General features: G+C 56.1%; 29 protein-coding genes. 14 read left to right on the forward strand and 15 right to left on the reverse strand.

The window, feature by feature from the left end; genetic code table 11:
* Positions 1-6: 6 nt before the first annotated feature.
* A complete protein-coding gene (gatA, locus tag ABD735_RS16295) occupies positions 7-1,488 on the reverse strand; it encodes an Asp-tRNA(Asn)/Glu-tRNA(Gln) amidotransferase subunit GatA (RefSeq protein WP_344808401.1) in 1,482 nt (493 codons plus the stop codon).
* A gap of 99 nt (positions 1,489-1,587) precedes the next feature.
* Positions 1,588-1,869 (reverse strand): Asp-tRNA(Asn)/Glu-tRNA(Gln) amidotransferase subunit GatC, encoded by a 282-nt coding sequence (gene gatC / locus ABD735_RS16300; protein ID WP_344808403.1) that lies wholly within the window; start codon positions 1,867-1,869, stop codon positions 1,588-1,590.
* Between the two features lie 237 nt (positions 1,870-2,106).
* Between gatC and ABD735_RS16305 the strand changes: the two genes are divergently transcribed.
* From ABD735_RS16305 to ABD735_RS16335, 7 genes are all read left to right on the forward strand, one after another.
* Complete coding sequence (locus ABD735_RS16305; protein ID WP_344808405.1) at positions 2,107-3,144, forward strand: rod shape-determining protein; 1,038 nt, start codon at positions 2,107-2,109, stop codon at positions 3,142-3,144.
* 77 nt (positions 3,145-3,221) lie between these two features.
* Positions 3,222-4,088, forward strand: a complete 867-nt coding sequence (mreC, locus tag ABD735_RS16310; protein ID WP_344808505.1) for a rod shape-determining protein MreC — start codon at positions 3,222-3,224, stop codon at positions 4,086-4,088.
* A gap of 20 nt (positions 4,089-4,108) precedes the next feature.
* Positions 4,109-4,579 (forward strand): rod shape-determining protein MreD, encoded by a 471-nt coding sequence (mreD, locus tag ABD735_RS16315; protein ID WP_344808407.1) that lies wholly within the window; start codon positions 4,109-4,111, stop codon positions 4,577-4,579.
* Positions 4,580-4,596: 17 nt separating this feature from the next.
* Positions 4,597-5,199, forward strand: coding sequence for a Maf family protein (locus tag ABD735_RS16320; protein WP_344808409.1), 603 nt, complete (start codon positions 4,597-4,599; stop codon positions 5,197-5,199).
* A gap of 28 nt (positions 5,200-5,227) precedes the next feature.
* A complete protein-coding gene (gene rng / locus ABD735_RS16325; protein WP_344808411.1) occupies positions 5,228-6,724 on the forward strand; it encodes a ribonuclease G in 1,497 nt (498 codons plus the stop codon).
* Positions 6,725-6,742: 18 nt separating this feature from the next.
* Entirely contained in the window at positions 6,743-10,837 is a 4,095-nt protein-coding gene (locus ABD735_RS16330; protein ID WP_344808413.1) for a YhdP family phospholipid transporter, read from the forward strand.
* A 27-nt stretch (positions 10,838-10,864) separates the two neighbouring features.
* Positions 10,865-11,722: a carbon-nitrogen hydrolase family protein gene (locus ABD735_RS16335; RefSeq protein WP_344808415.1), complete on the forward strand. Its 858-nt coding sequence runs from the start codon at positions 10,865-10,867 to the stop codon at positions 11,720-11,722.
* A 24-nt stretch (positions 11,723-11,746) separates the two neighbouring features.
* Here ABD735_RS16335 and yjgA read toward each other — a convergent pair whose 3' ends face one another.
* The gene (gene yjgA, locus ABD735_RS16340) at positions 11,747-12,337 is read right to left on the reverse strand and encodes a ribosome biogenesis factor YjgA (protein WP_344808417.1); all 591 of its coding nucleotides are present in this window, start codon (positions 12,335-12,337) and stop codon (positions 11,747-11,749) included.
* 47 nt (positions 12,338-12,384) lie between these two features.
* A complete protein-coding gene (locus ABD735_RS16345) occupies positions 12,385-13,215 on the reverse strand; it encodes a DUF6279 family lipoprotein (RefSeq protein WP_344808419.1) in 831 nt (276 codons plus the stop codon).
* Between the two features lie 85 nt (positions 13,216-13,300).
* Between ABD735_RS16345 and ABD735_RS16350 the strand changes: the two genes are divergently transcribed.
* A complete protein-coding gene (locus ABD735_RS16350) occupies positions 13,301-13,621 on the forward strand; it encodes a DUF3301 domain-containing protein (protein WP_344808421.1) in 321 nt (106 codons plus the stop codon).
* A gap of 8 nt (positions 13,622-13,629) precedes the next feature.
* On the opposite strand, the gene mgtE is transcribed toward ABD735_RS16350, so the two are convergent.
* From mgtE to ABD735_RS16405, 11 genes are all read right to left on the reverse strand, one after another.
* Positions 13,630-15,015, reverse strand: a complete 1,386-nt coding sequence (gene mgtE, locus ABD735_RS16355) for a magnesium transporter (RefSeq protein WP_425548623.1) — start codon at positions 15,013-15,015, stop codon at positions 13,630-13,632.
* 61 nt (positions 15,016-15,076) lie between these two features.
* Entirely contained in the window at positions 15,077-15,346 is a 270-nt protein-coding gene (locus tag ABD735_RS16360; RefSeq protein WP_344808423.1) for an HPr family phosphocarrier protein, read from the reverse strand.
* An 87-nt stretch (positions 15,347-15,433) separates the two neighbouring features.
* Positions 15,434-16,294, reverse strand: a complete 861-nt coding sequence (gene rapZ, locus ABD735_RS16365; protein WP_344808425.1) for an RNase adapter RapZ — start codon at positions 16,292-16,294, stop codon at positions 15,434-15,436.
* Positions 16,295-16,303: 9 nt separating this feature from the next.
* Entirely contained in the window at positions 16,304-16,777 is a 474-nt protein-coding gene (gene ptsN, locus ABD735_RS16370) for a PTS IIA-like nitrogen regulatory protein PtsN (RefSeq protein ID WP_344808427.1), read from the reverse strand.
* A 32-nt stretch (positions 16,778-16,809) separates the two neighbouring features.
* Positions 16,810-17,118 carry a ribosome hibernation-promoting factor, HPF/YfiA family gene (gene hpf / locus ABD735_RS16375; RefSeq protein ID WP_344808430.1) on the reverse strand — a complete coding sequence of 103 codons (309 nt, stop codon included), beginning with the start codon at positions 17,116-17,118 and terminating at the stop codon, positions 16,810-16,812.
* Between the two features lie 39 nt (positions 17,119-17,157).
* Positions 17,158-18,690, reverse strand: a complete 1,533-nt coding sequence (locus ABD735_RS16380) for an RNA polymerase factor sigma-54 (RefSeq protein WP_344808432.1) — start codon at positions 18,688-18,690, stop codon at positions 17,158-17,160.
* Between the two features lie 94 nt (positions 18,691-18,784).
* On the reverse strand, positions 18,785-19,510 hold the full coding sequence (gene lptB / locus ABD735_RS16385) for an LPS export ABC transporter ATP-binding protein (RefSeq protein ID WP_344808433.1): 726 nt from the start codon (positions 19,508-19,510) through the stop codon (positions 18,785-18,787).
* A 14-nt stretch (positions 19,511-19,524) separates the two neighbouring features.
* Entirely contained in the window at positions 19,525-20,106 is a 582-nt protein-coding gene (gene lptA, locus ABD735_RS16390; RefSeq protein ID WP_344808435.1) for a lipopolysaccharide transport periplasmic protein LptA, read from the reverse strand.
* Entirely contained in the window at positions 20,099-20,704 is a 606-nt protein-coding gene (gene lptC, locus ABD735_RS16395; protein WP_344808437.1) for an LPS export ABC transporter periplasmic protein LptC, read from the reverse strand. Before lptC ends, lptA begins: the two co-directional genes overlap by 8 nt.
* 30 nt (positions 20,705-20,734) lie before the next feature.
* Positions 20,735-21,256, reverse strand: coding sequence for a KdsC family phosphatase (locus tag ABD735_RS16400; protein ID WP_344808439.1), 522 nt, complete (start codon positions 21,254-21,256; stop codon positions 20,735-20,737).
* Between the two features lie 31 nt (positions 21,257-21,287).
* Entirely contained in the window at positions 21,288-22,301 is a 1,014-nt protein-coding gene (locus ABD735_RS16405; RefSeq protein ID WP_344808441.1) for a KpsF/GutQ family sugar-phosphate isomerase, read from the reverse strand.
* Positions 22,302-22,485: 184 nt separating this feature from the next.
* On the opposite strand from ABD735_RS16405, the gene ABD735_RS16410 reads away from it, so the two are divergent.
* From ABD735_RS16410 to ABD735_RS16435, 6 genes are all read left to right on the forward strand, one after another.
* Complete coding sequence (locus tag ABD735_RS16410) at positions 22,486-23,268, forward strand: ATP-binding cassette domain-containing protein (protein WP_344808509.1); 783 nt, start codon at positions 22,486-22,488, stop codon at positions 23,266-23,268.
* Positions 23,261-24,052: a lipid asymmetry maintenance ABC transporter permease subunit MlaE gene (gene mlaE / locus ABD735_RS16415; RefSeq protein WP_344808443.1), complete on the forward strand. Its 792-nt coding sequence runs from the start codon at positions 23,261-23,263 to the stop codon at positions 24,050-24,052. The genes ABD735_RS16410 and mlaE overlap by 8 nt, the downstream gene beginning before the upstream one ends.
* Positions 24,053-24,505: an outer membrane lipid asymmetry maintenance protein MlaD gene (gene mlaD, locus ABD735_RS16420; RefSeq protein ID WP_344808445.1), complete on the forward strand. Its 453-nt coding sequence runs from the start codon at positions 24,053-24,055 to the stop codon at positions 24,503-24,505. It begins immediately after the preceding gene.
* A 34-nt stretch (positions 24,506-24,539) separates the two neighbouring features.
* Positions 24,540-25,241 (forward strand): MlaC/ttg2D family ABC transporter substrate-binding protein, encoded by a 702-nt coding sequence (locus ABD735_RS16425; protein WP_344808447.1) that lies wholly within the window; start codon positions 24,540-24,542, stop codon positions 25,239-25,241.
* Between the two features lie 4 nt (positions 25,242-25,245).
* Complete coding sequence (locus tag ABD735_RS16430) at positions 25,246-25,581, forward strand: STAS domain-containing protein (RefSeq protein ID WP_344808449.1); 336 nt, start codon at positions 25,246-25,248, stop codon at positions 25,579-25,581.
* Between the two features lie 121 nt (positions 25,582-25,702).
* On the forward strand, positions 25,703-25,945 hold the full coding sequence (locus ABD735_RS16435) for a BolA family protein (RefSeq protein ID WP_344808451.1): 243 nt from the start codon (positions 25,703-25,705) through the stop codon (positions 25,943-25,945).
* Position 25,946: the final 1 nt, after the last annotated feature.

Here is a 25,946-nt window from a genome sequence, read left to right on the forward strand (position 1 = left end):
TCGTGCTCATTTCATCTCTCGTGCAGATGAAGGTGGTGTTCTGCTGTGCCAGTCGGTCAACTGCTGCCACTGGTGGGCGACGTTGAGCAGCCTGGCTTCATCAAAGTAGTTCCCGATCAGCTGCATGCCGAGTGGCAGACTCGTGCCAGAGGCGTCTGCCGTACCGCAAGGTACCGAGATGGCAGGCAGTCCAGCTAGACTGACTGGTATGGTGAACAGATCTTCCTTGTACATGCTGACTGGATCATCGGTTTTTTCGCCAAGACGGAATGCAGCACCGAGCGTGACCGGTGCCAGTAGCAGATCGACCTGATCGAGCGCATCGATAAAGTCATTCTTGACCAGCCTGCGGACGCGCTGCGCCTGCTTGTAGAACGCATCCTGGTAGCCCGCCGAAAGCGCGAAAGTACCAATCAGGATACGGCGCTGGACTTCAGCGCCAAAGCCTTCGCTGCGCGAGCGGGCATAGAGATCGGCGAGATCGCGGGCGCTGTTGCATCGATGACCAAACCTGACGCCGTCGAAGCGCGACAGGTTGGTAGAGGCTTCCGCCGGAGCGATGATGTAATAGGCTGACAGCGCCAGGTTGCTGTGGGGCAGCGAGACGTCGACAAACGTAACGCCCTGCTGTTCCAGCGCCTTTTTAGCCTCCATGATGGCGTTTAGTACCGGACCCTCGCCGAGCGCCTCGAAATACTCTTTCGGCAAGCCAACCCGCAGCCCCTGCAAGGGCTTGTTGATGTCCTTGAGATAGTCGGCAACAGGTTCGGCGCTGGATGTGGAGTCGCGATCATCGGGGCCGGCAATGGCTGTCAGCATCAGAGCGGCGTCATAGGCCGTGCGTGTCATCGGGCCGGCTTGGTCCAGGCTCGACGCATAGGCCACCATGCCGTAGCGGGAGGTCCGGCCATAAGTCGGCTTCAGACCGGTGATGCCGCAGTAGGCCGCAGGCTGTCGAATCGAGCCGCCGGTATCAGTGCCGAGTGCACCGAGGCACAGACCCGCTGCAACCGCTGCAGCGGAGCCGCCACTCGATCCGCCGGGTACATGCTCTTTATGCCAGGGATTTCGCACCGGGCCGAAAAAGCTGTTTTCATTCGACGAGCCCATGGCGAATTCGTCCATGTTGGTCTTGCCAAGGAAAACGGCACCCGTTTGCAGCAGGCGTGAGCTGGCTGTCGACTCGAAAGGCGAAACGTAGTTCTCGAGCATCTTCGAGCCACAGGTTGTCGGCATCAGTTCCGTGCAGAAGAGATCCTTGATCGCCAATGGAATGCCAGCCAGGTCGAGTGGCGCATCTTTCAATGCCAGGTCCCTAGCGTAGGTGGTCTGCTGTTCCAGTTGGTCTTCAGTGGCTATGGTGATGTAAGCGTTAAGCTCAGGCTGTGCATCGCGAGCGCGAGTAGCGAATTCCGTGACGAGTTCCTTGATCGAGAACTCGCCGTTTCTCAGTCCCTTCAGGGCGGACTGTATGGTATCTGGGAACATGATTGGCTTGTATTCCGCTATGAGTGGCGTGCGTGGTTGGCAAGATATGGCCGAATGTTGCTGTATTTCAGGTGACAATACAACTCGGTGAGCCGCGGCTTATTCGACGACTCTCGGCACCAGGAACAGGCCTGCTTCGGTAAGCGGGGCGCACTTCTGGTAGCGCTCGCGATCATCGGGCTCAGTAACGACATCGGGTCGCAGTCGCTGCGTCATCTCCAGCGGATTGAGTAGTGGGGCAGTCTGGCTCGTATCCACCGATTGCAGTTGCTCGACGAAGTGAAGGATGCGATCGACGTCATCGCGCAGACTCATATCCGAAGCGCAGTCCAGTCTTGCGAGTACGGCAAGCTGTGCAAGCTGTTCATCTGAAATGTTCATTCAGGGCGTTCCTGTTCTGGAGGCTCTGCTCCATCTGCGTTGATAGGCATTGCAGTCTACTATCGACGGGCCGTGCTGTGAACAGCAGACGGCAGTTTCCAACTTGCTTGTACTGCGGGTGTACCCTTGCTAAAGTTGCCTGCAGTTCAGCCTGTGCGCCAGAGCACAGATGATTGGTCTTTTCTTACTCAGCTTTCAAACCAGCTCTGTGCATTCTCAAGGAACTAGCAGCTTACAATGTTCAAACGTCTCCGTGGCTTATTTTCCAGTGATCTGTCCATCGATCTTGGAACGGCTAACACGCTTATTTATGTCCGCGGTCGCGGGATCGTTCTGGATGAACCTTCAGTGGTGGCCATTCGTCGTCAGGGCGCTACCAAGTCCGTCGCCGCTGTGGGCGCAGAAGCCAAACGCATGCTTGGCAGAACCCCCGGCAACATCACTGCGATCCGTCCTCTGAAAGATGGCGTCATTGCCGATTTCCAGGTTACCGAAAAGATGCTCCAGCACTTTATCCACAAGGTGCATGAGAACAGTTTCATTACACCGAGCCCACGGGTTCTGGTCTGCATTCCCAGTCGCTCCACCGAAGTCGAGCGTAAAGCTATTCGTGAGTCGGCCATGGGCGCTGGCGCTCGTGAGGTCTTTCTCATCGAAGAGCCCATGGCTGCGGCCATCGGTGCCGGGCTGCCCGTAGAGGATGCCAACGGTTCGATGGTGGTGGATATTGGTGGTGGTACCACCGAAATCGCTATCATTTCATTGAACGGCATTGTATTTGCCAATTCCGTTCGCGTCGGCGGCGATCGTTTCGACGAAGCCATCGTGGCCTATGTGCGCAGAAACTATGGCGCCCTCATTGGTGATGCCACTGCCGAGCGGATCAAGCTGGAGATAGGCTGCGCCTACGAAGGTCTCGAGCTGAGAGAAATCGATGTTCGTGGTCGTAATCTCGCCGAGGGTGTGCCACGTAGCTTTGCACTGAACAGCGAAGAGATTCTCGAAGCGCTGCAGGATGACCTGGCGACTATCGTGCAGGCCTGCAAGGGTGCTCTCGAAGAGTCTCCGCCAGAGCTGGCCTCTGATATCGCCGAGCGCGGTATCGTGCTGACTGGTGGCGGTGCGCTTCTGCGGGGACTGGATCGACTGATTTCAGAAGAAACCGGTTTGCCGGTCATCGTCGCTGATGACCCTCTCACCTGCGTCGCCCGTGGTGGTGGACGCGCCCTCGAAGTGATGGATCAGCGCGGAGCCGGTCTCTTCTTTATGGATTAGGCGATGCGGCTGCAAAAGCAGTCCGCATACGCTAGTCTGTAAACAGAAAGAACATCGGAGAGCGTTTCATCAAGACCATCTTCGCACGAGGCCCCTTGCTGGGGTTCCGCATTTTACTGGTTGGCGTCTTGTCGCTAGCCATAGGTGTGGCTGACCTGAAGCTGGACTGGCTGGATTCACTGAAGGAAAGTATGTCCGTGCTGCTGGTGCCGGTGCAGTGGAGTGTGCAGCTGCCTGGCCGGATCGGCGACTTCGGTGAGTCCATTACCGAGTCCCGATCGAGCCTGCTGGAAAAGAACGCTTCACTTGAAAATCGTCTCCGCATCCTCCAGGTCAAAGCACTCAAGACCGCCTCCCTGACTGCAGAAGTCAATCGTTTGCGGGCCCTGCTCAATGCCTCGGCCTTTGTCGATGAATCTGTTCTCGTGGCCGAAATCATTGGAATCAATCCGGATCCTTACATGCACGAGGTCATGATCAACAAAGGCTCGAACGATGGCGTGTTCGAGGGCCAGCCACTGCTCGATTCCATGGGCCTCATGGGCCAGGTCACCGCCGTTACGCCCTATAGTGCCCGTGTCCTGCTCATCGCGGACAGCGCGCACGCCATTCCCATCGAGGTCAATCGCAACGGCTCGCGAGGTATCCTCGTCGGTACGGGTGTGCTGGATCGTCTGGAGTTGGTGAACATACCGGATACCACAGATATCAAGGTCGGAGACATGCTGGTGAGCTCGGGATTGGGGGGCCGCTTTCCCAAAGGCTATCCAGTGGCACGGGTGGAGTCGGTGACGCACGATCCTGGTTTGCCGTTCGCCCAGATTTACGCGAGGCCATTGGCCGAATTGAACAGGAGCAAGCACGTGCTGCTGGTATTCAAGCGGCCCGGAGAAGATCGTGCCTTGCCCAACATTGTAGAGCAGCAGACCGAACCGGCTTCCTAGCCGGGTAGGCTGCAGAGCGAATGGCATCTTCTTCAATGAGTTACGGCGTCTTTGCGGGTTCGCTGTTTCTGGCTGCGTGTCTGACGATCATTCCGATGGAAGGCGTTGCCGCCATCTTGCGGCCCGAGTGGATCGCCCTGGTGATGGTATACTGGACGCTGTATCGCGATCAGAGCGTCGGTATCATGGCGAACTGGATGGTCGGTCTGTTCTGGGATGTGCTCGTCGGAACGACCCTGGGGCTGCATGCTGGTAGTATGGCTCTGCAGGCCTACCTTCTGCTGACCATGTCCCAACGTCTTCTGCTGTTTCCTGTATTGCAGCAGAGTGTCATCGTCTTTGCCGTTATTGGCATCAATCTCATGCTGTTTCGCTGGATTGACGGTTTCATCTCGAATCCGGCCATCGATATGGGGTTTCTCATCCCCGCAGTGACTTCGGCGCTGCTCTGGCCACTGCTCAGGTTTACCTTGCACCGACTCGATAATTGAGGCAATCAGGGACTGATATGGCACAGCAGAAACAACTTGTACTGGCCTCGGCCTCGCCACGACGTGCTGAGCTACTCCGTCAGATCGGCATACATTTCTCGAGCCAGGCTGCGGATATTGACGAAACGCCTCATCCACAGGAATCGCCGGAGCGGTATGTGGATCGGATGGCACTGACAAAAGCGCATGCCATTTATGAGGGCCTGACTACACCGCAGTCCGAGACGGTTGTGCTCGGTTCTGATACAGCCGGTGTGCTCGACAGCAGCGGTGAACTCCTGCTCAAACCGCAGGATGCAGCGGACGCGGTAGCGATGTTGCAGCGTCTGTCGAACACTGTTCACACTATTCTGACCTCAGTAGCTTTTGTCGATCAGGAAGGAGAGCATCTCATTCAAACAACATCCAGGGTCTGGTTCAGAACCCTGAGTGCTCAGGAAATAGATATTTACGTCGCGAGTGGGGAGCCGCTCGACAAGGCTGGCGCCTATGGTATTCAGGGCGCCGCCGCTGCTTTCGTCAACCGGATCGAGGGCAGCTACAGTGCGATCGTGGGCCTCCCACTGGGCGAGGTCAGCGAGTATCTGGCCAGCAAGGGCCTCTACGCTGTACGACGATAAAGGACACACAATAAAAACGGACAGTACCATGACAGAAGAAATACTGGTGAACGTCACTCCGGTCGAGACCCGAGTCGCGGTGGTCGAGAATGGCATGCTGCAGGAAGTCTACATCGAGCGCAGTCGCCGTCGCGGTATCGTCGGCAATATATACAAAGGTGTCGTGGTGCGTGTGTTACCAGGCATGGAGGCAGCCTTCGTCGACATCGGGCTGGAGCGTGCTGCTTTCATTCATGTATCGGAACTGACAGGCAACGGTAATGGCGAAGGCAATGGCCGCAGCGTGGAAATAGGCGGTCTGCTCCGCGAAGGGCAGGAACTGGTCGTTCAGGTCACCAAGGACCCTATCGGTACCAAAGGCGCCCGGCTGACCACCCATTTGTCCATACCCTCCCGCTACCTGGTCTATATGCCTGGCACTGACCACATCGGTATATCGCAGCGCATTGAAAACGAGATGGAGCGCGAAAGGCTCAAGCTGCTCATCCAGACCTGCGTCGATGATGGCCTGTTGGCGGAAGACGAAGCGAAGGATGCCAGTACGGCTTCCTCAGGCTTTATCATCAGAACAGCGGCCGAAGGCGTGGGTTCGGAAGAATTCACGGCGGATATCATGTATCTGCGCCGCTTGTGGCGCGCCGTGTATCGCAAGTTACAGAGCGTGAAGCCTCCAGCTGTCGTCTACGAAGATCTCAGCCTGTACGCCCGCACCCTGCGCGATCTGGTAAGGCCCGAAACCGAAAAGATACGCATCGACTCGAAAGAGGGCTATCAGCGAGCCATCGAGTTCACTGATCAGTTCGTGTCCGAGATCAAGGACAAGATCGAGTACTACCCGGGTGAGCGGCCAATCTTCGACCTGTACGGCGTCGAGGACGAAATCCAGAAAGCGCTCGGTAGGAAAGTACAGCTGAAATCCGGCGGATATCTCATCATCGATCAAACAGAGGCCATGACAACGATCGACGTCAATACTGGCGGGTTCGTTGGTCACAAGAATCTCGAAGAAACCATATTCAAGACCAATCTTGAGGCCACCAGAGCCATTGCCCGACAGCTGCGACTGCGCAACCTGGGGGGGATCATTATTCTTGATCTCATCGACATGACGGACCCTGAACATAACCGGCAGGTGCTGCGCATGTTGGAAAAGATGCTCGAACGGGACCATGCCAAGACCAAGATCAGCTGCGTGAGTGAGCTCGGGCTTGTGGAAATGACGAGAAAGCGTACGACTGAGAGCCTTGGCCAGATGCTGTCCGAAGCCTGTCCGGCTTGCGAAGGGCGCGGTACGGTAAAGACGCCTGAAACGCTGTGTTATGAAATTTTCCGTGAAATATTGCGTATCAACAGGAATTACGATGCACAGAGTTATCTCGTTATGGCATCACAGCAGGTCGTCGATCTCTTGTTGGACGATCAGTCGGATAACGTGGCTGACCTTGAGGAGTTCATTGGCAAGAGCATCCGTTTTCAGGTCGAGGTCATTTATACACAGGAGCAGTTTGACGTTGTTCTCCAATGACTCCAAGGCAGTGTCTAATTGACGGAGACTGTTGATAAGGCCAATCGGTCGGGTGCACGCCTGAGCGTGGGTACTGTGCTGTATGTGGCTGTCGCGATGGTGCTGGCCCTGACGGCGCTGACCATGTCTGCCGCGCGTGTTGCCCTGCATTATGCAGACGTTCTGCGGCCCGAAATCGTGTCGTTGATAGAGCGCGAAACATCGATGCAGATCGCCATTAGTGAGTTGCGCGGTGGCTGGTGGGGTCGGAATCCTTCACTCAGGCTGAGTGGCTTGCGAATCAGCCCCACTGGACGTGCTGAAGATGCGTTGAATCTGGGCGAGGTCGATCTCGAGCTCGATTTGCTTGAGTCTGTGCGGAACTGGTCAATCGTACCCGCTGCCTTTTCTGTGGAAAATCTGGTCGTCCGGCTGAATGAGCTGGACGATGGGAGCTGGGCACCGACCGTCGCGATTGGAGGGCAGTCGATTGAGGATCTTACCGACTCGCTCGACCAGACCATGATGGAAAAGCTTGAATCAGCGCTCTCCCTGATTGGCGATGGCAGCTATCGGCTCGGCAACATCGATCTTGTCTGGCGCTATATGAGCGGCCGACATGTTCAATGGCGTTTGCCTTCGGTGTTCCTGACCAAGCGGCGCGACACCCTGGAACTGTCGACCCGCGTGATTCAGGAACAGCAGGAAATCATGGCCTTCGAGCTCTTTGTCGACCGAAGTGCAGGAGCGAGCCCCGCCGCCACCGGCTATATGCGGTGGCACGACGATCAGGTACTGCAACCTTTCCAGCGACTGCTGACAGCGGATGCCGCCCTGAGTCTCGAGGATCTCACTGGCCAGGGTGAACTCTGGCTGCGCTACGATGCCGAAACGGCCGACTTCGAGGTCAACGCAGCTGTCGATCTGGCAGGTCTGACACTGAAAGTGCCTGAGTCTGCATCAGCAATTCCGCCACGGCAGAGCGAAACCTTTCTGATTCGCGATCTTTCTGCACAGATAGCCTTTGGCGGACGACTCGATATCGGACCGGGGCATCGTCTCGAAGAACTGACCAAGGTGCCCTTCGGTTTTGAACAATGGCAGCTTCGGGCAGCCAATCTCGACGCCAGCTGGAACGATATGCCCTTACTCACGAGCAAGTTGAGTGCAAGAGGGGGCGAAGATTTTCATCTTGCTGTCGATACGGTGAATCTGGAGCTCGTGTCGAAAGCTGCCGTGGCGAGTCGGCAGATCGGCGCGGAGGGCGTGGCCGATATCATTGCGTATGGTGCCGAGGGCCGTCTCACCAGTCTTCTCGTCAGCCAGTCAGCCGATGAAGGGCTGCTGGTGCGAGGCATGCTTCGCGATGCGACAGTGCAGGCCGCCTACGGTGCTCCGATGATCGAGCGTCTGGATGCCTATCTGCACGTAGAGGACAGCCGAGGGCACGTCACCTATGCCGATGAAGACGTTGGCCTTCAATTCCCTGATCTCTATGAAGAAAGCTGGCAGCTGCCCTATGCTGAAGGGCGGGTAGACTGGTCGTTCTACAATGGGATCACTCAGGTCTGGGGCACTCGTATGACACTGGATAGGCCTAACGAGAAGCCGGGTCTCTTGCAGGCTGAGTTTGACTTGCTCAATCCTGATGCGGAAGACCAGCCCGAGAGTCTCCAATTGGCCATCCATATGCATGAAGCCGACTCTGCACTCGTCGCCGCCTTTCTGCCGACCCGCATACTGGATAAGGCGCTGAGTGAATGGGTGCTTGATGCCGTTCAGGGGGGGCAGATTCGCCGTGGGAGCTACTTCTACTCCGGCGTCGTCGGTGAGGCTGCGGATGCCACCAATTCAAGCTCACAGATGGCCTTCGATGTTCAGGATGGCACCCTCAAGTTTGCAGAGGAATGGCCAGCGCTGACCGAACTCTCCACTCGTCTCAAGATCACTGACGATAGCGTGAGCGCCGACATATCGACTGCGAAAATCAACGGCCTGCCAATTTCAAATGGTCGGGTTGAATTGAGGGAAGACAAGGGGCAGTCACTGCTGGACGCCAGCTTTACCAGCCAGCCTGAAGCGGCTGACTGGAATTATTGGCTCAGATCGTCGCCAGTAGCCGAGACCACCAGGCCGGTCGCTGGAGATTGGCAGTTGTCGGGCCCATCGGTGGTCAGCACCGCATTGACCGTCAACCTTGATTCTGCCGAGGCCGAAGCCCTCCGGGTGCGTATCGACGCCAACGATATGAGCGTTAGTTCGAAAGAGCATGACCTGAGCGCAGATCAGGTTCGAGGCCGTTTCGAATACAGTATGGCCAATGGTGTCAGCGGAAAGAGCGAACACTTGAGATTGCAGGGCGAGAAAGCCTCCCTGAGCATTCAGTCACCGGTGTGGAACGAGGCTACCCAGCAGGTGCAAGTCAGGGCCTCCACACGTGTCTCGCTGGCCTCGCTCCGGAAGCGGGTTACTTTGCCTGAAGTGGTCAGACTGGAGGGGGGTGCCGAAATCAGTAGCATCTTCGGCTGGACAGGCACGGCCAATAACGACCGATACTCCTTGCTGATTCGCTCAGACCTGCGCGGTGTCGCGTTTGATTACCCTCAGCCCTTCGGCAAGTCCGCGGACGAACGTCGTAACCTGGAGCTCGAAGTTCGTTGGTCGGAGCAGGCCCGCGCCAAGGATTACCGCTTTCAGCTCGGCGAACTCGTTGGCGGCGATATTTCAGTGGTGACCAGCGGAACAGGGGCGACATCTGATCTCGAAGATCTGCAGGGCAGAATCCGCTTCGGTGGCATCAAGGCTGATAATCGTGTTCGCATGAATTTTGATCGACTTGGACAGCCTGCTGCGCCAGTGCCGGGCCAACTGCCAGATGTCAGTGGTGGGCTCGATATTTCCGGCTATCTGCCGCGGCTGAATGTGAGTGAGTGGCGAGCCTTCCTCTCGAAGGAATACGGTCAGGACGATCAGGGTGAGATCGCGGTCCTGGTCGACGAGCCAGTCCTGAACCAGCGAGCGAGACAGCTCGTGTCGAATTGGCCCGACTGGCTGACCGGCGTCGACCTCACAATTGCCGAACTCATGTTGGACGAGACGCTCTACAAGGAGTTCGCCATTCTGGCGTCCCGCAACACGGATAATTCAGTCGACGTTGCCGTGGATGTGCCAAATCTCATGAAGGGGGCCATCCGGGTGCCTGGTGGGGCGAACGAGTATCCCACCGCAAGGCTCGCTTACCTGAAGATCCCCGAGGCTGAAGGTGAGGCCAGCGATGAAAAAAGCACCTTCACGCCCACCGATGTACCGTTGGGGGACGTGTCCATCGATGCCTTGGATTATGGCGCACAGTCACTCGGAAGCTGGCGGTGGATTGCTGAAAAGCGGGATGAAGGCGTCGTCTTCCGCGATTTGCGAGCCACCGTGGAAGGTGCTCGGCTCGAGGGTCGGCTGAGCTGGCTGCGTGAGCCGATAACCCAGCAGCAGACGACAATTCTGACCGGCGAGCTCAGTGGCGAAAAGTTTGAACAGATCTATAGCCATTTTCAGGGACCGGCGCCGATGACGGCGGCAGACTATCGCTTCAAAACCGGTGTCGTCTGGACAGGCACGCCATTCGATTTCAGCTGGGAGAATCTGTCCGGCCAGATTTCAATGCGGCTTCGTGACGGGCGTTTTACTGAAACCTCAAGATCAGCTGATCTGTTCAAGGTATTCAGTGTTCTCAATATGGATACGCTGGTGAGGCGGCTGAAGCTGGATTTCAGTGATATCTATGAAGCAGGCATTTCGTACGACGATATCGAGGGGAGCGCGAAGATCAAGGAAGGCGTCGTGGATTTCGAATCGCCGCTGGCCATACAGGCCACCTCGAGCGCGTTTCAGCTGACAGGCACGATGAGCATGGTGACTGATGCACTGGACATGGAGCTCCTCGTAGTGCTGCCGTTGACCAAGAACCTGCCGCTGGCTGCCCTTCTTGTGGGAGCGCCGCAAATTGGTGGTGCGCTTTTTCTCATCGACAAGCTCATGGGCGATGCCTTGAGCAAGCTGACCAGTGCCACCTACGAACTCACCGGTACGCTGGAAGATCCTGAGGTCAATCTGAAGCAGTCCTTCGGCGATCCGAGATAGCCCCCAAGCATGATCTGGAGAGAGACGATGACAGACGATAACAGCGGATCAGACAGTACCTGTGTGGCTGCGGTGGTGCAGATGGTCAGTGGCCAGGATATATCGGCTAACCTGGCGGCCGCCGAATCGCAGGTCCGTGCTGCGGCGTCACAGGGCGCCAGACTGATTGTTCTGCCAGAAAATTTCCTGGTGTTCGACAGTGAAGCAGCCATATCACTGGCTCAGAGCGAGGCGCGCAATGGAGAGCAGATCCGCAAGCGACTGGCTGACCTGAGCAGGGCAGAAGGAATCTATCTCGTCGCTGGCTCGCTACCCGTTGCCAAGACTACGCTCCACCAGCCGGAAGATGATCGCCGAGCGCTGTCGGCCAGCCTGGTGTATGGTCCCGAGGGTGGCCTGCTGGCCGAATACCACAAGATGCATCTATTCGATGTCGAAGTCAGCGGTGATAGTCAACGCTACATGGAATCGGATTATTTCCGTGAGGGTGAGGCGCCCCAAACAGTGGAACTGCCATGGGGTCTGTTGGGGCTGAGCATTTGTTACGATCTGCGCTTTCCCGAGCTGTACCGGGCGTATGCCCGTTCAGGCTGCACGATGTTGACGGTTCCATCGGCCTTTACGGCGAAAACCGGTGAAGCGCATTGGGATGTATTGCTGCGGGCGCGCGCCATAGAAAATCAGTGCTTCGTTTTCGCGCCCAACCAGGGTGGTCAGCACGAAAATGGACGCCATACCTTTGGTCACAGCCAGATCGTCGATCCATGGGGAAGGGTGCTGGCCATGGTAGAGTCTGGCCCGGGAATTGCCATTGCGGAACTTGATTTCAAAGAGCTGGCCCAGATACGGCGTCGCATGCCTGTGGAGCAGCATCGGCGCCTGTAATCACAGACTTCTGGTAGGCGGCGCTCAGCTCTGGAGGTCGCGTGCGAGACCGTCTCTCAACAGCTGATACAACTTCTTGGTATTACCCCGGTTCCGATTCAACTGCAAATCCTTCACTGCATTTCTGAGCGTCTGCCTCAGGACCTGAACCTCGGTAGCCGGGTTGGCACTGACAAACTCGGTGATGAGGTCGTTCATCGTTTGCTGCTCTTCAGATCTACGGCCAGCGATGAGTAGCCGCTCCCGCCACTTTTCAGCTTCGTGATGCAGATTCTTCTGATAGTCCGAACCACTATCGCGCAATTCTATGGCAGCCAGTACGGCATCGTAATCAATGTTCCGCATCTGTTTGCCGATGAACTGCAGATGACGGCGCTTGGCCTCTCGGGATGGAATCGCATTGAAATCTTCCAGCGCCTTCAGTAGGCGATCAGGCAATTCGAGTTCCGGCCACAGATCCGGCATGGCCGCCAGGCGCTCGCCAAGTGCCTGCAAGGCATGCATGTGACGCTTCATCTCGGACTTGCTGACGGTTTCGACATCGTCGCTCAGCATGTCCTGCTCAGCGGCATCAACTTCGCTGTCGGGGTCGTGCTGGTATTTTTCCTTGGTCATGATCTCAGTTCGCGATGTCATCAGGACCGAAGATTATACCTGCTTTTTCAGTCGAGAACCTCCTGCAGGCGATCGATCCAGTCTTCGAGCCGTTCGCCGGCATGCTTGCGTTGACCACTATCGAGCGTGGGGAACAGCGCATGCAGGGAACTCACAATCTGATCCCTTTCCTGCGCACGCCACTGAACATAGGCAGGCGTCTGAAAGTTCGAGGGGTGCTTGAACATCGTTTCGAGTGCGGCAAGATCCTCATCCAGCGCCAGCTGAAGGAAACGCTCTCGCCGGTGGCGGCTGTTCTGCATTCGAATTTGCAGCTCATTGTCCAACAGTTCGGTCCGTTGGCGAACGAGCTGGACCTGACGCCGGTCCAGGTCACCGAACCAGTCCTCGAAGCGTTCCACCCGGTCTTCCACTTTTGCCTCCAGCGTCTCCGACTCGTCGAACCAGTCAGCCATCTTTTCTTCGCTGTACTCCCTGTAGGCCTCGGCATTTGCCGGCGTGATCCTGATCAGGAGCGGCTTCACAGCCGGCCAGCTGGCTTCGAGGAAGCGGTCGATGATTGTGCTGGCTTCCTGCTCGAACGTCGCCAGAGCGGCCTCAGATTCGCCAGCAGCCCAGAGCTGTTCGATGTTTTCCAGCCTCGGGATCAGATCCGGGAAGCCATCTTGCCGGAGCCATTCCCGTAGCTCGACTATCACAGGCTCGACTTCTTCTTTCTGACTGTCGGTAAGGTCGAGCATGTCGTCGAGCCGCCACATCACCAGCGTGTCCATGCGCTCGAACCAGAACGCGAAGCTGAAGCAACCCGACAGTGAAAGACAGAGCAGGAGAACAGAAACGAGCTTTACGCCTGAGTGTCGAACTGAAAGCTGTGGCATAGTTCGCTATTGTCCTGTCTTGTTGAAAGGTGGGGCAGAGATCCCTGCCTGAACAATTGATACGAGGAGCTGACGAAGGTCGCCCATGACGCTGGCATTAATCGACATTTTCTGGATTACCCTCACGCTCTCTGCCGTTGGCATCTGGTGGCAGGGACTGCGAATCCGTGAGCGCGCCCTGGCCCTGGTCAGGCAGCGCTGTGAGCAGCTGGATCTTCAACTTCTGGATCAGAGCATTGCCTTTCGCAGCATCAAGCTCAGGCGGCACGGCAGCCTCGGTTTCGGTCTGCAGCGTGTGTATGGTTTCGAATTCTCCTCCACGGGTCTGGAGCGATACCGGGGTGAAATTACCATGGTCGGACTGAGACAGGCGGATATCAGGATGGATGCCCACCGCGTCAGCTGAAGAGTCGTTCAGAAACCGTAGACGATGGTCGCCAAACCCAGGAAGGACAGGAAGCCCACCACGTCGGTGATGGTCGTGAGAATGACACCACCAGCCAGGGCAGGGTCAATCTTCATTGACTGCAGCACCATTGGCAGGATCGTGCCTGCCAGTCCTGCCACTGCCATGTTGATAATGAGTGCTGCGCCGATCACTGCACCTAGCTGTAGATCCTCGAACCAGACGATGGCCGCAGTGGCGACTACCAGGGCCCAGATACAGCCGTTGAACAGCCCCACCAGAAACTCCCTGTTCGTTAGCCAGCTGATATTACCTCGACTCACCTTGCCCGTGGCCATGCCGCGGATGACCAGGGTCAGGGCTTGTGAACCAGCGATGCCGCCCATGCTCGCAACGATCGGCATCAGCACGGCGAGGGCAACGACCTTATCGATCGTGCCTTCAAACATGCCGATCACTGCTGAGGCTAGAAAGGCAGTAATCAGGTTGATACCTAGCCAGACCGCACGACTCTTGGCCGTTTTGAAAAACGGCGCCAGCATATCCTCATCTTCGTCGAGACCCGCCCGGCTGAGGATTTCGTGGTTGGCCCGTTCGCGGATGACGTCGACCACGTCATCAATAGTAATTCGACCGAGCAAGCGTCCGCTGTCGGCTACGACCGGAGCGGAAATCAGATCCTGACGCTCAAACAGATTCGCGACATCATTTTCCGACATCGTTGGCGGTATCTGGTCCACATCCGTCTGCATGATTTCTCTCACTGTGGCGTTCAGGTTTGAGACCAGCAGCGTGGATATCGGCAGGACGCCAACGAATTGATCCCGCCTGTTCACGACGAGAAGATTATCCGTAGAGGCAGGGATGGCCTTGTGCTTGCGGAGATAGCGCAGAACTACTTCGACACTGATATCCGGCCGCACCGTGATCATGTCAGTGGTCATCAGACCGCCAGCAGAGTCCTCGGGGAAGGCGAGTACTTCCTCGATACGGACCCGGTCCTGGGTGTCCATCGATTCCAGGACTTCTGCAATCAGGGCTTCTGGCAGCTGCTGCAGCAGATCGGCGAAGTCGTCGGTTTCAAAATCTTCGGCGATTGAGAGGACAGCCTCGGCATCCATGTCCCGAAGGAACTCGGAGCGGATATCGTCACTCAGGTAGGAGAGGACTTCACCTTCGAGATCGTCGTCCAGCAGTTCCCAGAGAATCAGACGCTGCTTGGGCGGAGACGATTCGAGGAGGTGGGCAATGTCGCCCGGGGCAAGACCATTGTTGAGCGTGTAGGTCGCCTGATGCAGGGAGCCACTGTCCAGCCCTTCAACGATCGAGCGGAATCTCGCCTTGGTCACACTGCGCGACGAATGATCTTCGTACTGTTCGCTTGCGTTCTGCACGTTCGCCTTGCACCGGTTGAATCATGAAGCTGACTGGCCAGAACCTAAACCGATCGCAAAGCTATTCGCCCTCTCCAAAGTAATCTTCGATGAGGGCTACTATTTCAGCCATGGCCTCAGTTTCATCTTCGCCTTCTATACAGAGCTCGAGCGTCGTACCTTTGCTGGCGGCGAGCATCATGACAGCCATTATGCTTTTGCCATCAACCCACTGTTCGCCTTTTCCGACTCGCACCGAGCTGGTATGGCGATTCGCAGTGGCGACGAATTTTGCTGCCGCACGTGCATGTAAGCCAAGTTTATTGATTATGGTAACAGTTCTGGTCAGCATCTGTGCTCACAAGAGTAGTTAAGCTGCTAGCTTATGCAATTGGGGATTTACGCAAATTGTACAAAGGAGGACTGTACCCGGCCTTGGTTACCCAGCCAGTTCCTTGTGCCGTATCTGCACGTTGTCGTAGAAATCTCTGAACTCACGGCCAAGTTGCTCGCACAGGTAGACAGATCGGTGCTGCCCACCGGTACAGCCGATGCTGATGGTCAGATAGGTTCGATTGCTTTTCTTGAATTCCGGCAACCAGCGCTGCAGAAAACGGGATATGTCCTCCTTCATCTGCTGCACTTCAGGTGCATTGTCCAGAAATTCGATGACCGGATCCTCAGTGCCCCGAAACCGCCGCAGTGCCGGATCCCAATACGGGTTCGGCAAGCAGCGAACATCGAAGACGTAGTCACTGTCTGATGGCACGCCATGCTTGTAGCCAAAGCTCTGGAACAGCAGGGCAAGCTCCTGCGTGCTATGGCCGCTGACTCGGAGTTTGACCTGATCCCTGAGCTGGTAGATAGACAGGTTGCTGGTATTGATATACAGGCTAGCCATGGTACTGATCGGATCGAGCAGCTGGGTTTCGTGGCTGATAGCCTCCTTGAGCGAAATCGTTCTGGTGCTGAGCGGATGCTTCCGGCGGGTGGCGTTAAAGCGCTGCAGGAGCGTTTCGTCATCAGCATCCAGAAAGATGACTTCGCATTCGACCTGTTTTGACTTCAGGTCAGCAAACATCTCGGGAAAACTGGCAAAATCCTTATTCAGGTTCCGGGCATCGATACTGACGGCGATATTCTGCGCCGGCTTGTTTTCTTCGCTCAGTGCCTCCTCCACGAGAGGCTTGAGAAGCCCCACCGGCAAATTATCGATGCAGTAAAAACTCAGGTCTTCCAGTACGTGCAAGGCTGTACTCTTGCCCGAGCCGGAGCGCCCGCTAACGATAATCAGTTTCAAGGAGTCACCTCAGTCTTGCGAATCGGCTTGCGTGCCCTCTCGAGTAATGAGCTCGAAAAGCTGTGTACTGTTATCGGCGGCTCGGACTTCTTCACAGAAAGCCTCGTCGTTGAACTTCTGCGCAAGTTGACCGAGAAGATCCAGATGCTCTGAAGTGGCTTCCTGAGGGACCACCAGCACGAACAGCAGGTCGACGGGTTCATTATCTATCGCATCGAATTCTACCGGTGTGCCGAGCGTGATGAATGCGCCGATGACGCGGTCACAGTTCTCGAGCCGACAGTGTGGAATCGCAATACCCTTGCCAATGCCTGTACTGCCCAGGCGTTCCCTATTGTTGAGATTGGCCAACAGGGCAGTTTCGTTCAGAAACGAGTAATGCCCTGCAACCAGGTGAGCAATGTATTCGAGGACTTTTTTCTTGCTGGAGGCACTCACCCGATGCTGGGTGAGTGCCGGAGCCAGGATTTCCGAAAGTTTCATAATATACGTGGGTCTTTGTGGCTGGCCGACCGCTATCTGGCGTTAACGCCGTGATTCCGCTCCACCTGTTTTTCCTTCTGCTTGAGGACCTGTCTGTCGAGCTTGTCTGCCAACTGGTCGATAGCAGAATACATATCAAGGTCCTCAGCGTTCGCATGGACGTCGCTACCGCTCATGTGCAGCGTAGCCTCCGCCATCTGGCGCTGTTTTTCAACTGCGAGTGTCACCTGTACATTACTAATCGAGTCGACGTGGCGCTGAAGCTTATCGAATTTGGCTTCAACATGGCTTTTGAGCGCATCGGTCAAATCGATATTTTGTCCGGTAATGTTCAACTGCATACACTGTGCCTCTATAGGTAGGTCAGAATTCGCAAACGCTCAGATGAGCCGTTTGCGTTCATTTGAGGGAGGAATAGACATGGCCTCCCGGTACTTCGCAATTGTTCTGCGTGCAACATTGATGCCCTGATCTGCAAGAATAGACGCAATCTTGCTATCGCTCAGCGGCTTCTTCAGTGATTCGGCAGCCACCAACTTCTTGATGATGGCTCTGATGGCCGTCGACGAACACTCGCCACCACTTTCGGTGCCGACGTGACTCGAGAAAAAGTACTTTAATTCAAAAACACCCCGAGGCGTGTGCATGTATTTCTGCGTGGTGACGCGGGAAATGGTCGACTCATGCATCTCGACCGCTTCAGCGATATCGTGCAGCACCAGTGGCTTCATCGCTTCCTCACCATAGTCGAGAAAGCCCTGCTGATGCTCTACGATCCGGGTCGCGACCTTCAGCAGCGTCTCGTTCCGGCTCTGCAGGCTCTTCAGAAACCACTTGGCTTCCTGAAGTTGATCCTTGAGGTAGGTATTGTCGGCGCTGGAATCAGCGCGCTTTACCATGCCGGCATAGGTCGAGTTTACCCGAATTCGCGGAGCAATTTCGGGATTGAGTTCCACAGTCCAGCGATCTTTCAGTTTCTTGACGATCACATCTGGCACCACATACTCAGTGTCGGTGGTCTGCACACCTTCGCCAGGCCGCGGGTTGAGCGACTGGATAAGGCGCATGACATCCTTGAGGTCACTCTCCTTGATACGACTGCGACGCATCAGCTGGGCATAATCACGCGAACCCAGCAGGTTGATGTAATGACTGATCACCAGCTTGGCCTGATTCAACCAGGGCGTCGATGGCGGCAACTGCAGAAGCTGGATCAGCAGGCACTCCTGCAGATCCCTCGCAGCGACACCGGGCGGATCGAACTGCTGTATGCGTTTGAGCACTGCCTGGACTTCGTCGAGCTCGATAACTTCACTGTCGTCCAGTTCGAGCTCTTCCCGATCAGCCATGCGCTGCTGCATGTCGACCAGGCCTTCGTGGATTTCGGCTAGCGTCTGGGTCAGGTAGCCGTCATCGTTGACCGCGTCGACGATCGAGTGCGCAATCAGACGATCAGTATCGCTCATGGGGCAGAGGTTGAGCTGCCAGAGCAGGTGGTCCTGCAGACTTTCGGTGCGCGAGTTACGGCTCTCGAAATCATAATCGTCGTCGCCACCCGATCCTGAACCAGAGCTGCTGCTCGTGCCGCTCTGGTAAACGTCTTCCCAAGCGGTATCGACCGGCAAGTCATCGGGAATGGTGTCCAGCGAATCCTGCCGCTCGGTTGCTTCCCTGGTTTCGCTGGCGTCGCTACGAATTTCGGAGTCGCGTTCAGCGCTTTTATCCGATTCAAGCCGTTCCGGGCCACGATCGTGATCGTCTTCCTCCAGTTCCAGCATTGGGTTGGAGTCCAGCGCTTGCTGAATCTCCTGTTGAAGGTCAAGTGTGGACAGCTGCAGGAGTTTGATGGCCTGTTGCAACTGAGGGGTCATCGTCAGATGCTGACCCATCTTGAGCTGGAGGGAGGTCTTCATCACCATTAGATCAGGTGCCTTCTGACAACTTGGCCGCTAACGACTGTCGTTATGAATTCCGGCCGTGGGCTGGATGTCTGCAGAGTACTTATTCTCATAATTTGAATCGGTCCCCCAAATAGACGTCTCTCACTGTCTGGTTCGCCAGAATACTGTCGGGCGTGCCACTGGCGATGATGTAGCCGTCACTGACGATATAGGCTCTCTCACAGATATCCAGTGTCTCCCGAACGTTATGATCGGTGATGAGTACGCCGATACTACGTTTCTGAAGATGCTGTACGATCTGCTTGATATCATTGACTGAAATCGGATCGACCCCGGCAAACGGCTCATCGAGCAGAATGAAATCCGGTTCGGTGGCCAGGGCCCTGGCAATCTCGACCCTGCGGCGCTCACCACCTGACAGGCTCATCCCGAGACTGTCACGAATATGGGTAATATGGAACTCCCTGAGTAGCTCCTCACATTTTGCGCGTTGCTGCTTTGCATCCAGATCGCCCCGCGTCTGCAGTATCGCGAGGATATTATGTTCTACGCTCAGCTTGCGAAATACTGACGCCTCCTGGGGCAGGTATCCGATGCCCCGTCTGGCGCGACCATGCATCGACAGACTGGTAATGTCCTGGTTGTCGATGCTGACAATGCCGCTATCGCTCGCTACCAGCCCGACGACCATGTAAAAGCAGGTGGTTTTTCCTGCGCCATTCGGGCCCAGTAATCCGACGATCTCGCCCGAAAAGACCTCGAGTGATACATCTTTTACCACCGGGCGCTTCTTGTAAGCCTTGGACAGGTTGTCTGCTGCGAGTCTCTTCATATGCCGCCGCTCGCCTAATTCTGACCGGCGGATTCTGGCGTCTCACCTTCGTCATCAGGCGTCTCGGGAAAATAAACCATCTCGACCCGCTGCTTCTTGTCCTTGTCATCAGAGGACCTGGCATTCACCACCTGACTGACCGTATCGTACAGAATCTCTTCCCCCTGAAAAATGCTCGAATCCTGTTCTAGCCTGGCACTACCGCGAAGCGCCACCTGATTCTGGTCACGGCGGTAATCGATTCGCTTGGCGTAGGCATTGGTTTCTGTATCTTCCTCAGCATTGTATTGCTTCAGGTGGGCAGGGGTGCCTACGGCGTCCAGTCTGCTGATACCCCGGCCGCCAGTCGTATAGACCGTGATGCGGCTGGCTTCGATGAGCGACCGGCCCTGGCTGATCACAACGTCGCCATTGTAAGTCGCCACGCCTTTGAGCTCATCAAGCTCGGCGGAGTCGGCCTGTATTCTGATGGGCTCTCGGCTCTGCAGTGTCATGTCGAAGGCTGCGGCGCTGCCGCTTACCATAATGAAAGCCAGGGTCAGGCCAAAGCGAAGCCTGACTTTTGCAGCCGAGGACGGGCGCATGAGTTCACTCATATGCCGGTCTTGCCTGATAGATCGCGCGTACATCCTGCTTCAATTCTACTGCCCTTTGCTGCATATCAAGTTCCATGCCAGTGCCTTGAATCCTATCAGAACCGGAGATCACCTCAACAGCATTATTTGTTTCCACATGCTCGTCGCCCATGGTGTACACCAGGCCGGACGTGAGTACACGGATAGGCTGGTTCTCTAGCGTGCTGCCGAGAATTTCCACGTTCTGGTCCAGTGTCAGTACTGAATAGCGGGCATCATAGGTGCCCTTGTCGGCGCTCATGTGCCAGAAATTCCGCTCGCCAGCCTCTTCGTGGATGTCGAGCCGGGGCAGTGATAAAACGCCGATATCAGTATCGACAAACTGCTCGGCTCTGACGCTTTCGAGCCTGCTTTCGAGCATGCCGGCGAGGTTATAGGTTCTATAGCTCGCCTGTAGTATGAAAGCGTCCGGCTCTGCGTCATCAGCCAGACGAACGACTTCGACGTCTTCATCATTGAAGGCCTGATACCAGAAGGCCGCGGTGAGCACGATGAGCACCACTGCCAATACCAGCCGTTTTGACCGCACCGCGTTTCCGGCCATCTCCTGTAAGGTCATTCGAAGGCCCTCCGGCATTCAATGCTGCGTTTATGGCAGCAGATAGCTTTGTTGCACCGAGTCGAGAAGGCCCATACGTTCGAGGATAAGGTCGCAGACTTCACGTACGGCGCCGTTGCCGCCATGAGCCGTCGTGACATAGTCGGCATGTTCTCGCACGAATGCATGGGCGTTGGCCACTGCTACGCCAAAGCCACAGGCCTGAATGGCGCTGAGGTCGGGCAGGTCATCTCCTACGTAGGCCACTTCCGCAATATCGATCTGCTGTTCTGCACAGATTTCCATCAGCGCCTGATACTTGTCGACCCGACCCTGCAGCAGCAGCTCAATATCGAGATCCTTCGCACGACGCTCTGTCGCGGCAGCCCTTCGGCCAGTCACGATGGCTACGGCGATGCCTGCACGCTGCAAGTGGCGAATACCCTGGCCGTCAAGCGTACAGAAGCGTTTGAGTTCGTCGCCCGTGGATGTAAACAGCAATTTGCCATCCGTCAGTACGCCGTCAACATCGAGGGCGAGCAGGCGGATTGGTCTTGACTCTTGTTTCGTCATGTTTTCTTTTACCGGAAGGCTGACTGTCAATCTAGACGACACCTGCCCGAAGCAGGTCGTGCATGTTCAGGGCGCCGATAAGCGTGCGATCTTCGGCAACGACGGGCAGGGCATTGATCTTTTTCTCATCCATGACGGCAAGCGCCTTGGCTGCCAGCATATCGGCAGAAATCGTGGTGCATTTCACTGTCATGATATCCGCGAGGTGAGCCTGGTGTATATCGACCCGATTCTCCAGCGCGCGGCGAAGATCACCGTCCGTAAAGATGCCGAGCAGTTTGAAGTCGGCATCCACGATGCAGGCCATGCCGAGGCCTTGTCGGGTCATCTCCAGCAGGCAGTCGGACATGCTGGCCGATTCAGTCACAGCGGGAATGCGGGTGCCGTCGTGCATGATGTCGGCCACCTTGAGCAACAGCCGGCGTCCAAGCGCGCCGCCAGGATGTGAAAAGGCGAAGTCTTCCTCACTGAAACCCTTTGCATCAAGCAGGGCAACGGCGAGCGCGTCACCCAGGACGAGCGTGACGGTAGTGCTGGAAGTTGGGGCGAGCCCGAGCGGACAGGCTTCCTTGCTGACGCTGGTGTCGAGATTCACGTCGGCGAGTGCGGCCATCTGTGAGCGCGCGTTGCCTGTCAGCGTTATCAGGGGGATGCTCATGCGCTTGATCAGCGGCAGTATGCTGATGATCTCCGCAGTATTCCCTGAGTTTGAAATCGCAATGACCACATCGTCTTTGGTGATCATGCCGAGATCGCCATGACTTGCCTCGCCGGGATGGACGAAAAAGCTTGGCGTGCCGGTGGACGCCAGGGTGGCTGCGATCTTGTTGCCGATATGGCCGGATTTGCCCATACCGGTCACGACGACCCGGCCGCGACATTCGAGCATGAGCTCACAGGCTCTGGTAAAGCTTTCGCGCTGCTGTTTCTGATGAAGAATCAGCTCGGCAATGGCGTCGCGCTCGGTTTCCATGGTGCGGATGCCAGCGGCGAGGAAATCAAAGCTCGCAGCAATCGACTCTTGTGTCGGGGTCGTATGTGCCATAGAGTTTCCAACGATAGTGATTGGCGACAGCTGGCAGGGTTGCCGCTGCAGAAATTGTAAAAGATGTCCTGGGCCGTATCGGCTTTCGCGTTAGTGTATCAGAATCAGGAAATATATCTTCCCGCCTCGAATTCAATCAGGAGTGAGCGTTCTGTCACAAGAGCATCTCGTCAGTATCGAGAACATGAGCTTTCGCCGTGGCGATCGGCTGATCTTCGACAACATCAGTCTGCATGCGCCGCGTGGCAAGATTACCGGCATCATGGGCCCCAGTGGCACCGGCAAGACCACGCTGCTCAAGCTGATCGGTGGCCAGATCAAACCTGAAAGTGGCCGGGTCGTGTTTGATGACATAGTCGTAAATGACATGTCGCGGTCGCGGCTGTACGAGATGAGAACCCGCATGGGCATGCTGTTCCAGTCGGGTGCCCTGTTCAGTGACCTCAACGTGTTTGAGAATGTCGCCTTTCCCCTGCGCGCCCACACCGCGCTGAGCAACGACATGATCCGCGATATTGTATTAATGAAGCTTAATGCTGTCGGCCTCCGAGGTGCGCGTGATCTGATGCCGAGCGAGTTGTCAGGTGGTATGGCGCGGCGGGCCGCCCTTGCGCGGAGCATCGCGCTTGACCCGGATATCATCATGTACGATGAACCCTTCACCGGGCAGGACCCGATCGCCATGGCTGTGATCGTGAAGCTGATTCGCCTGCTCAACGATGCCGTCGGGTTGACCACCATTCTCGTGTCTCACGATATTCAGGAAACCATGAGCATTGCTGATCATCTCTGCATCATCGCGGATGGCAAGTTGATGGGGCAGGGTTCACCGGAGCATCTGAAAACAGAGGGCAATGAATTCGTGAAGCAATTCCTCAATGGGCTGCCGGACGGGCCAGTCGCCTTCCATTACCCAGCGAAGGACTATAAGGACGACCTGCTGTCTGTCGGTGGCTCAGATGCTTAGTCTGCTCTTTCAGAAGATTCAGCAGCTGGGCCATGCCGGACTGACCTCTCTGTCGTCCTTTGGCCGGTCGGGTCTGTTTCTGCTGCAGACCCTGTGGAACTGGCCCACGATGAAGGGGTTCCCGCTGCTCGCCAAGCAGATCTGGCAGACCGGTGTGTTGTCGCTGCTGATCATCATTGTCAGTGGTCTGTTCATTGGCATGGTACTTGGCCTGCAGGGCTATACCATTCTCGTGGATTACGGTTCTGAACAGGCGATTGGACAGATGATTGCGCTCACGCTGGTGCGAGAGCTCGGGCCGGTAGTGACTGCGCTCCTGTTCGCTGGCAGGGCAGGTAGCGCGCTGACGGCCGAAATCGGCCTCATGAAAACCACGGAACAGCTCAGCAGCCTTGAAATGATGGGTGTCGACCCGCTTCGTTATGTCATCGCGCCTCGCCTCATCGGCGGATTTATCAGCATGCCCATACTGGCCGCCATCTTCAGCGTGGTGGGTATCTGGGGCGGCATGATGGTCGGCGTCGACTGGCTGGGCGTATACGAAGGATCGTTCTGGAGTAATATGCAGGCCTCGGTCGACTTCAGAGAGGACGTTCTCAACGGTGTGATCAAGAGCCTGGTCTTCGGTTTCGTATGCAGCTGGATCGCTGTTTATCAGGGCTATGATTCGGTTCCGACCTCGGAGGGTATCAGTGCGGCGACTACCCGCACGGTGGTGTATTCTTCTCTCAGCGTGCTTGCGCTGGACTTTATTTTGACTGCCGTCATGTTTGGAGATCTGTAAATGCAAATTCGAACTGTCGAAATCGGCGTTGGTCTGTTCATGTTGTTGGGTATCGGAGCGCTATTCCTGTTGGCGATACGAATCAGCGGCCTGAGTCTCAGCCCGGCTGAATCGACCTACACGCTGTATGCCGAGTTCAACGATATTGGTGGTCTGCGAGAGCGGGGCAAGGTGTCGATGGCTGGCGTGACGATAGGCCAGATCACAGACATCGAGCTCGACCCCAAGTCGGTAAAAGCACGGGTAGCCATGGAGGTTGATGCCGACGTAGATTACATTTCACGTGACAGTGTGGCTGTGGTCAGCACGGCTGGACTGCTTGGCGAAAAGTATCTCAACATCGCCATCGGTGGCGATCCGGATACGCTGGCCGACGGCGACTACATTGAAAGTACCCAGAGCGCACTCAACCTCGAAAAGCTGATCAGCAATTTTGCAACCAGCAACCTCTGATTCGACCTCCCGGTTTACTGAAGGATATTGGCAGATGACCCAGACACTTAGCGTATTTCAACAGACATCTAGCAGCATGGCCTCGGAGCGATCTCCGGTGCTGTCGCTGGGCCTCGCAGTCATGCTGATGTTCTCTTCCCTTTTCTCTGTGCAGGCGCAGGCTGGTGTGGAAGACGAGATCATGGCCAAGGTGCGGAAGGATACCGAGCGCCTCGTGGACCAGCTGAGAGATCAGCGCCAGACTTATTATGAAGACAAGACAAAGTTCTATGAAATCATGCACGGGGCGCTGGTTGAGTCAGTTGACTTCAAGCGCATTTCAGCCCGCATCATGGGACGCTATCGTCGTGAAGCAAGTGATGCCCAGCAGGATCGTTTCGTGGAGGTGTTCAAGAAAAGTCTCTTCAATGCCTATGGCAAGACCCTTGTCGAGTCCGATCAGTTCAACATCAATGTGCTGGATGCCGAGGTCAATCCGCGGGCAAAAGACAGAGCCTCTGTGAACCTTGAAGTTGTCGCTGAATCTGGCAACAAGTACCCCGTGACCTATTCAATGTATAACAGCGAGAAGAATGGCTGGCTGCTGGAGAACGTCATTGTGAATGGTGTGAATATCGGGCTGGCCTTCCGTGACAAGTTTGAACAGTTGATGAGCCAGTATCGTGGTGATATCGACCAGGTCATCGACAATTGGACATCCACTGTGGAAGAAGAGCGCATTCAGGAGTCAAAGTAAGTCTGTGGCAGCAGCAAGCGCAGGACTCAGCGTCCGTGAAACACCGCCCGAGGGCTTTGGCGATAGCGCCTACGCGGAAATTGCTGGCGATATAGATAATGACACGGCGGTTGCCTTGCTGGATGAAGGGAAAGCCTTCCTTGCCTCGGCGAACTCTCGAGATGTCATTATCGACTTCAGCAGGGTGAAGACTGCGCAGAGCGTTGCCCTGTCGTTGATGGTGCGCTGGCTCGATACGGCAGCAAAGCATGACAGGTCACTCCGTTTCAAAGGGCTTTCCGGCAAGTTGCACGATCTCGCCAAGGTCAGCGGTCTCGAAGAAGTCCTGCCGCTGGCCTGATGCACAGCCTTTGCACTGCCGCTCGCCCCGGCATCTGATATACTCCCCCGTTTTCAACGTCAGCACATTGACCCGTGTTGCTTCATTCGCAACGCATTCCTAGAGGATGGGAGCCCCATTTATGCAGCCTCAAGAACTCGAAAACTATCTCCAGCCCCGCTTCAGCGATTGCGAAGTCAAAGTCGGGGGTGATGATTATCATTTTCTGGTCACGGTGATCGGCGAAGTGTTCGAAGATCTCAACGCCGTCAAGAAACAGCAGTTTGTATACAAGCAGCTGAACGAACTCATAGCAGACGGTACCGTGCACGCGGTGACCATCAAAACCTACACGCCGACTGAATGGTCAGCCCAGAACACCTGAG

The organism is Allohahella marinimesophila, from assembly GCF_039538005.1.
Taxonomy (GTDB): Bacteria; Pseudomonadota; Gammaproteobacteria; order Pseudomonadales; family Oleiphilaceae; genus Allohahella; species Allohahella marinimesophila.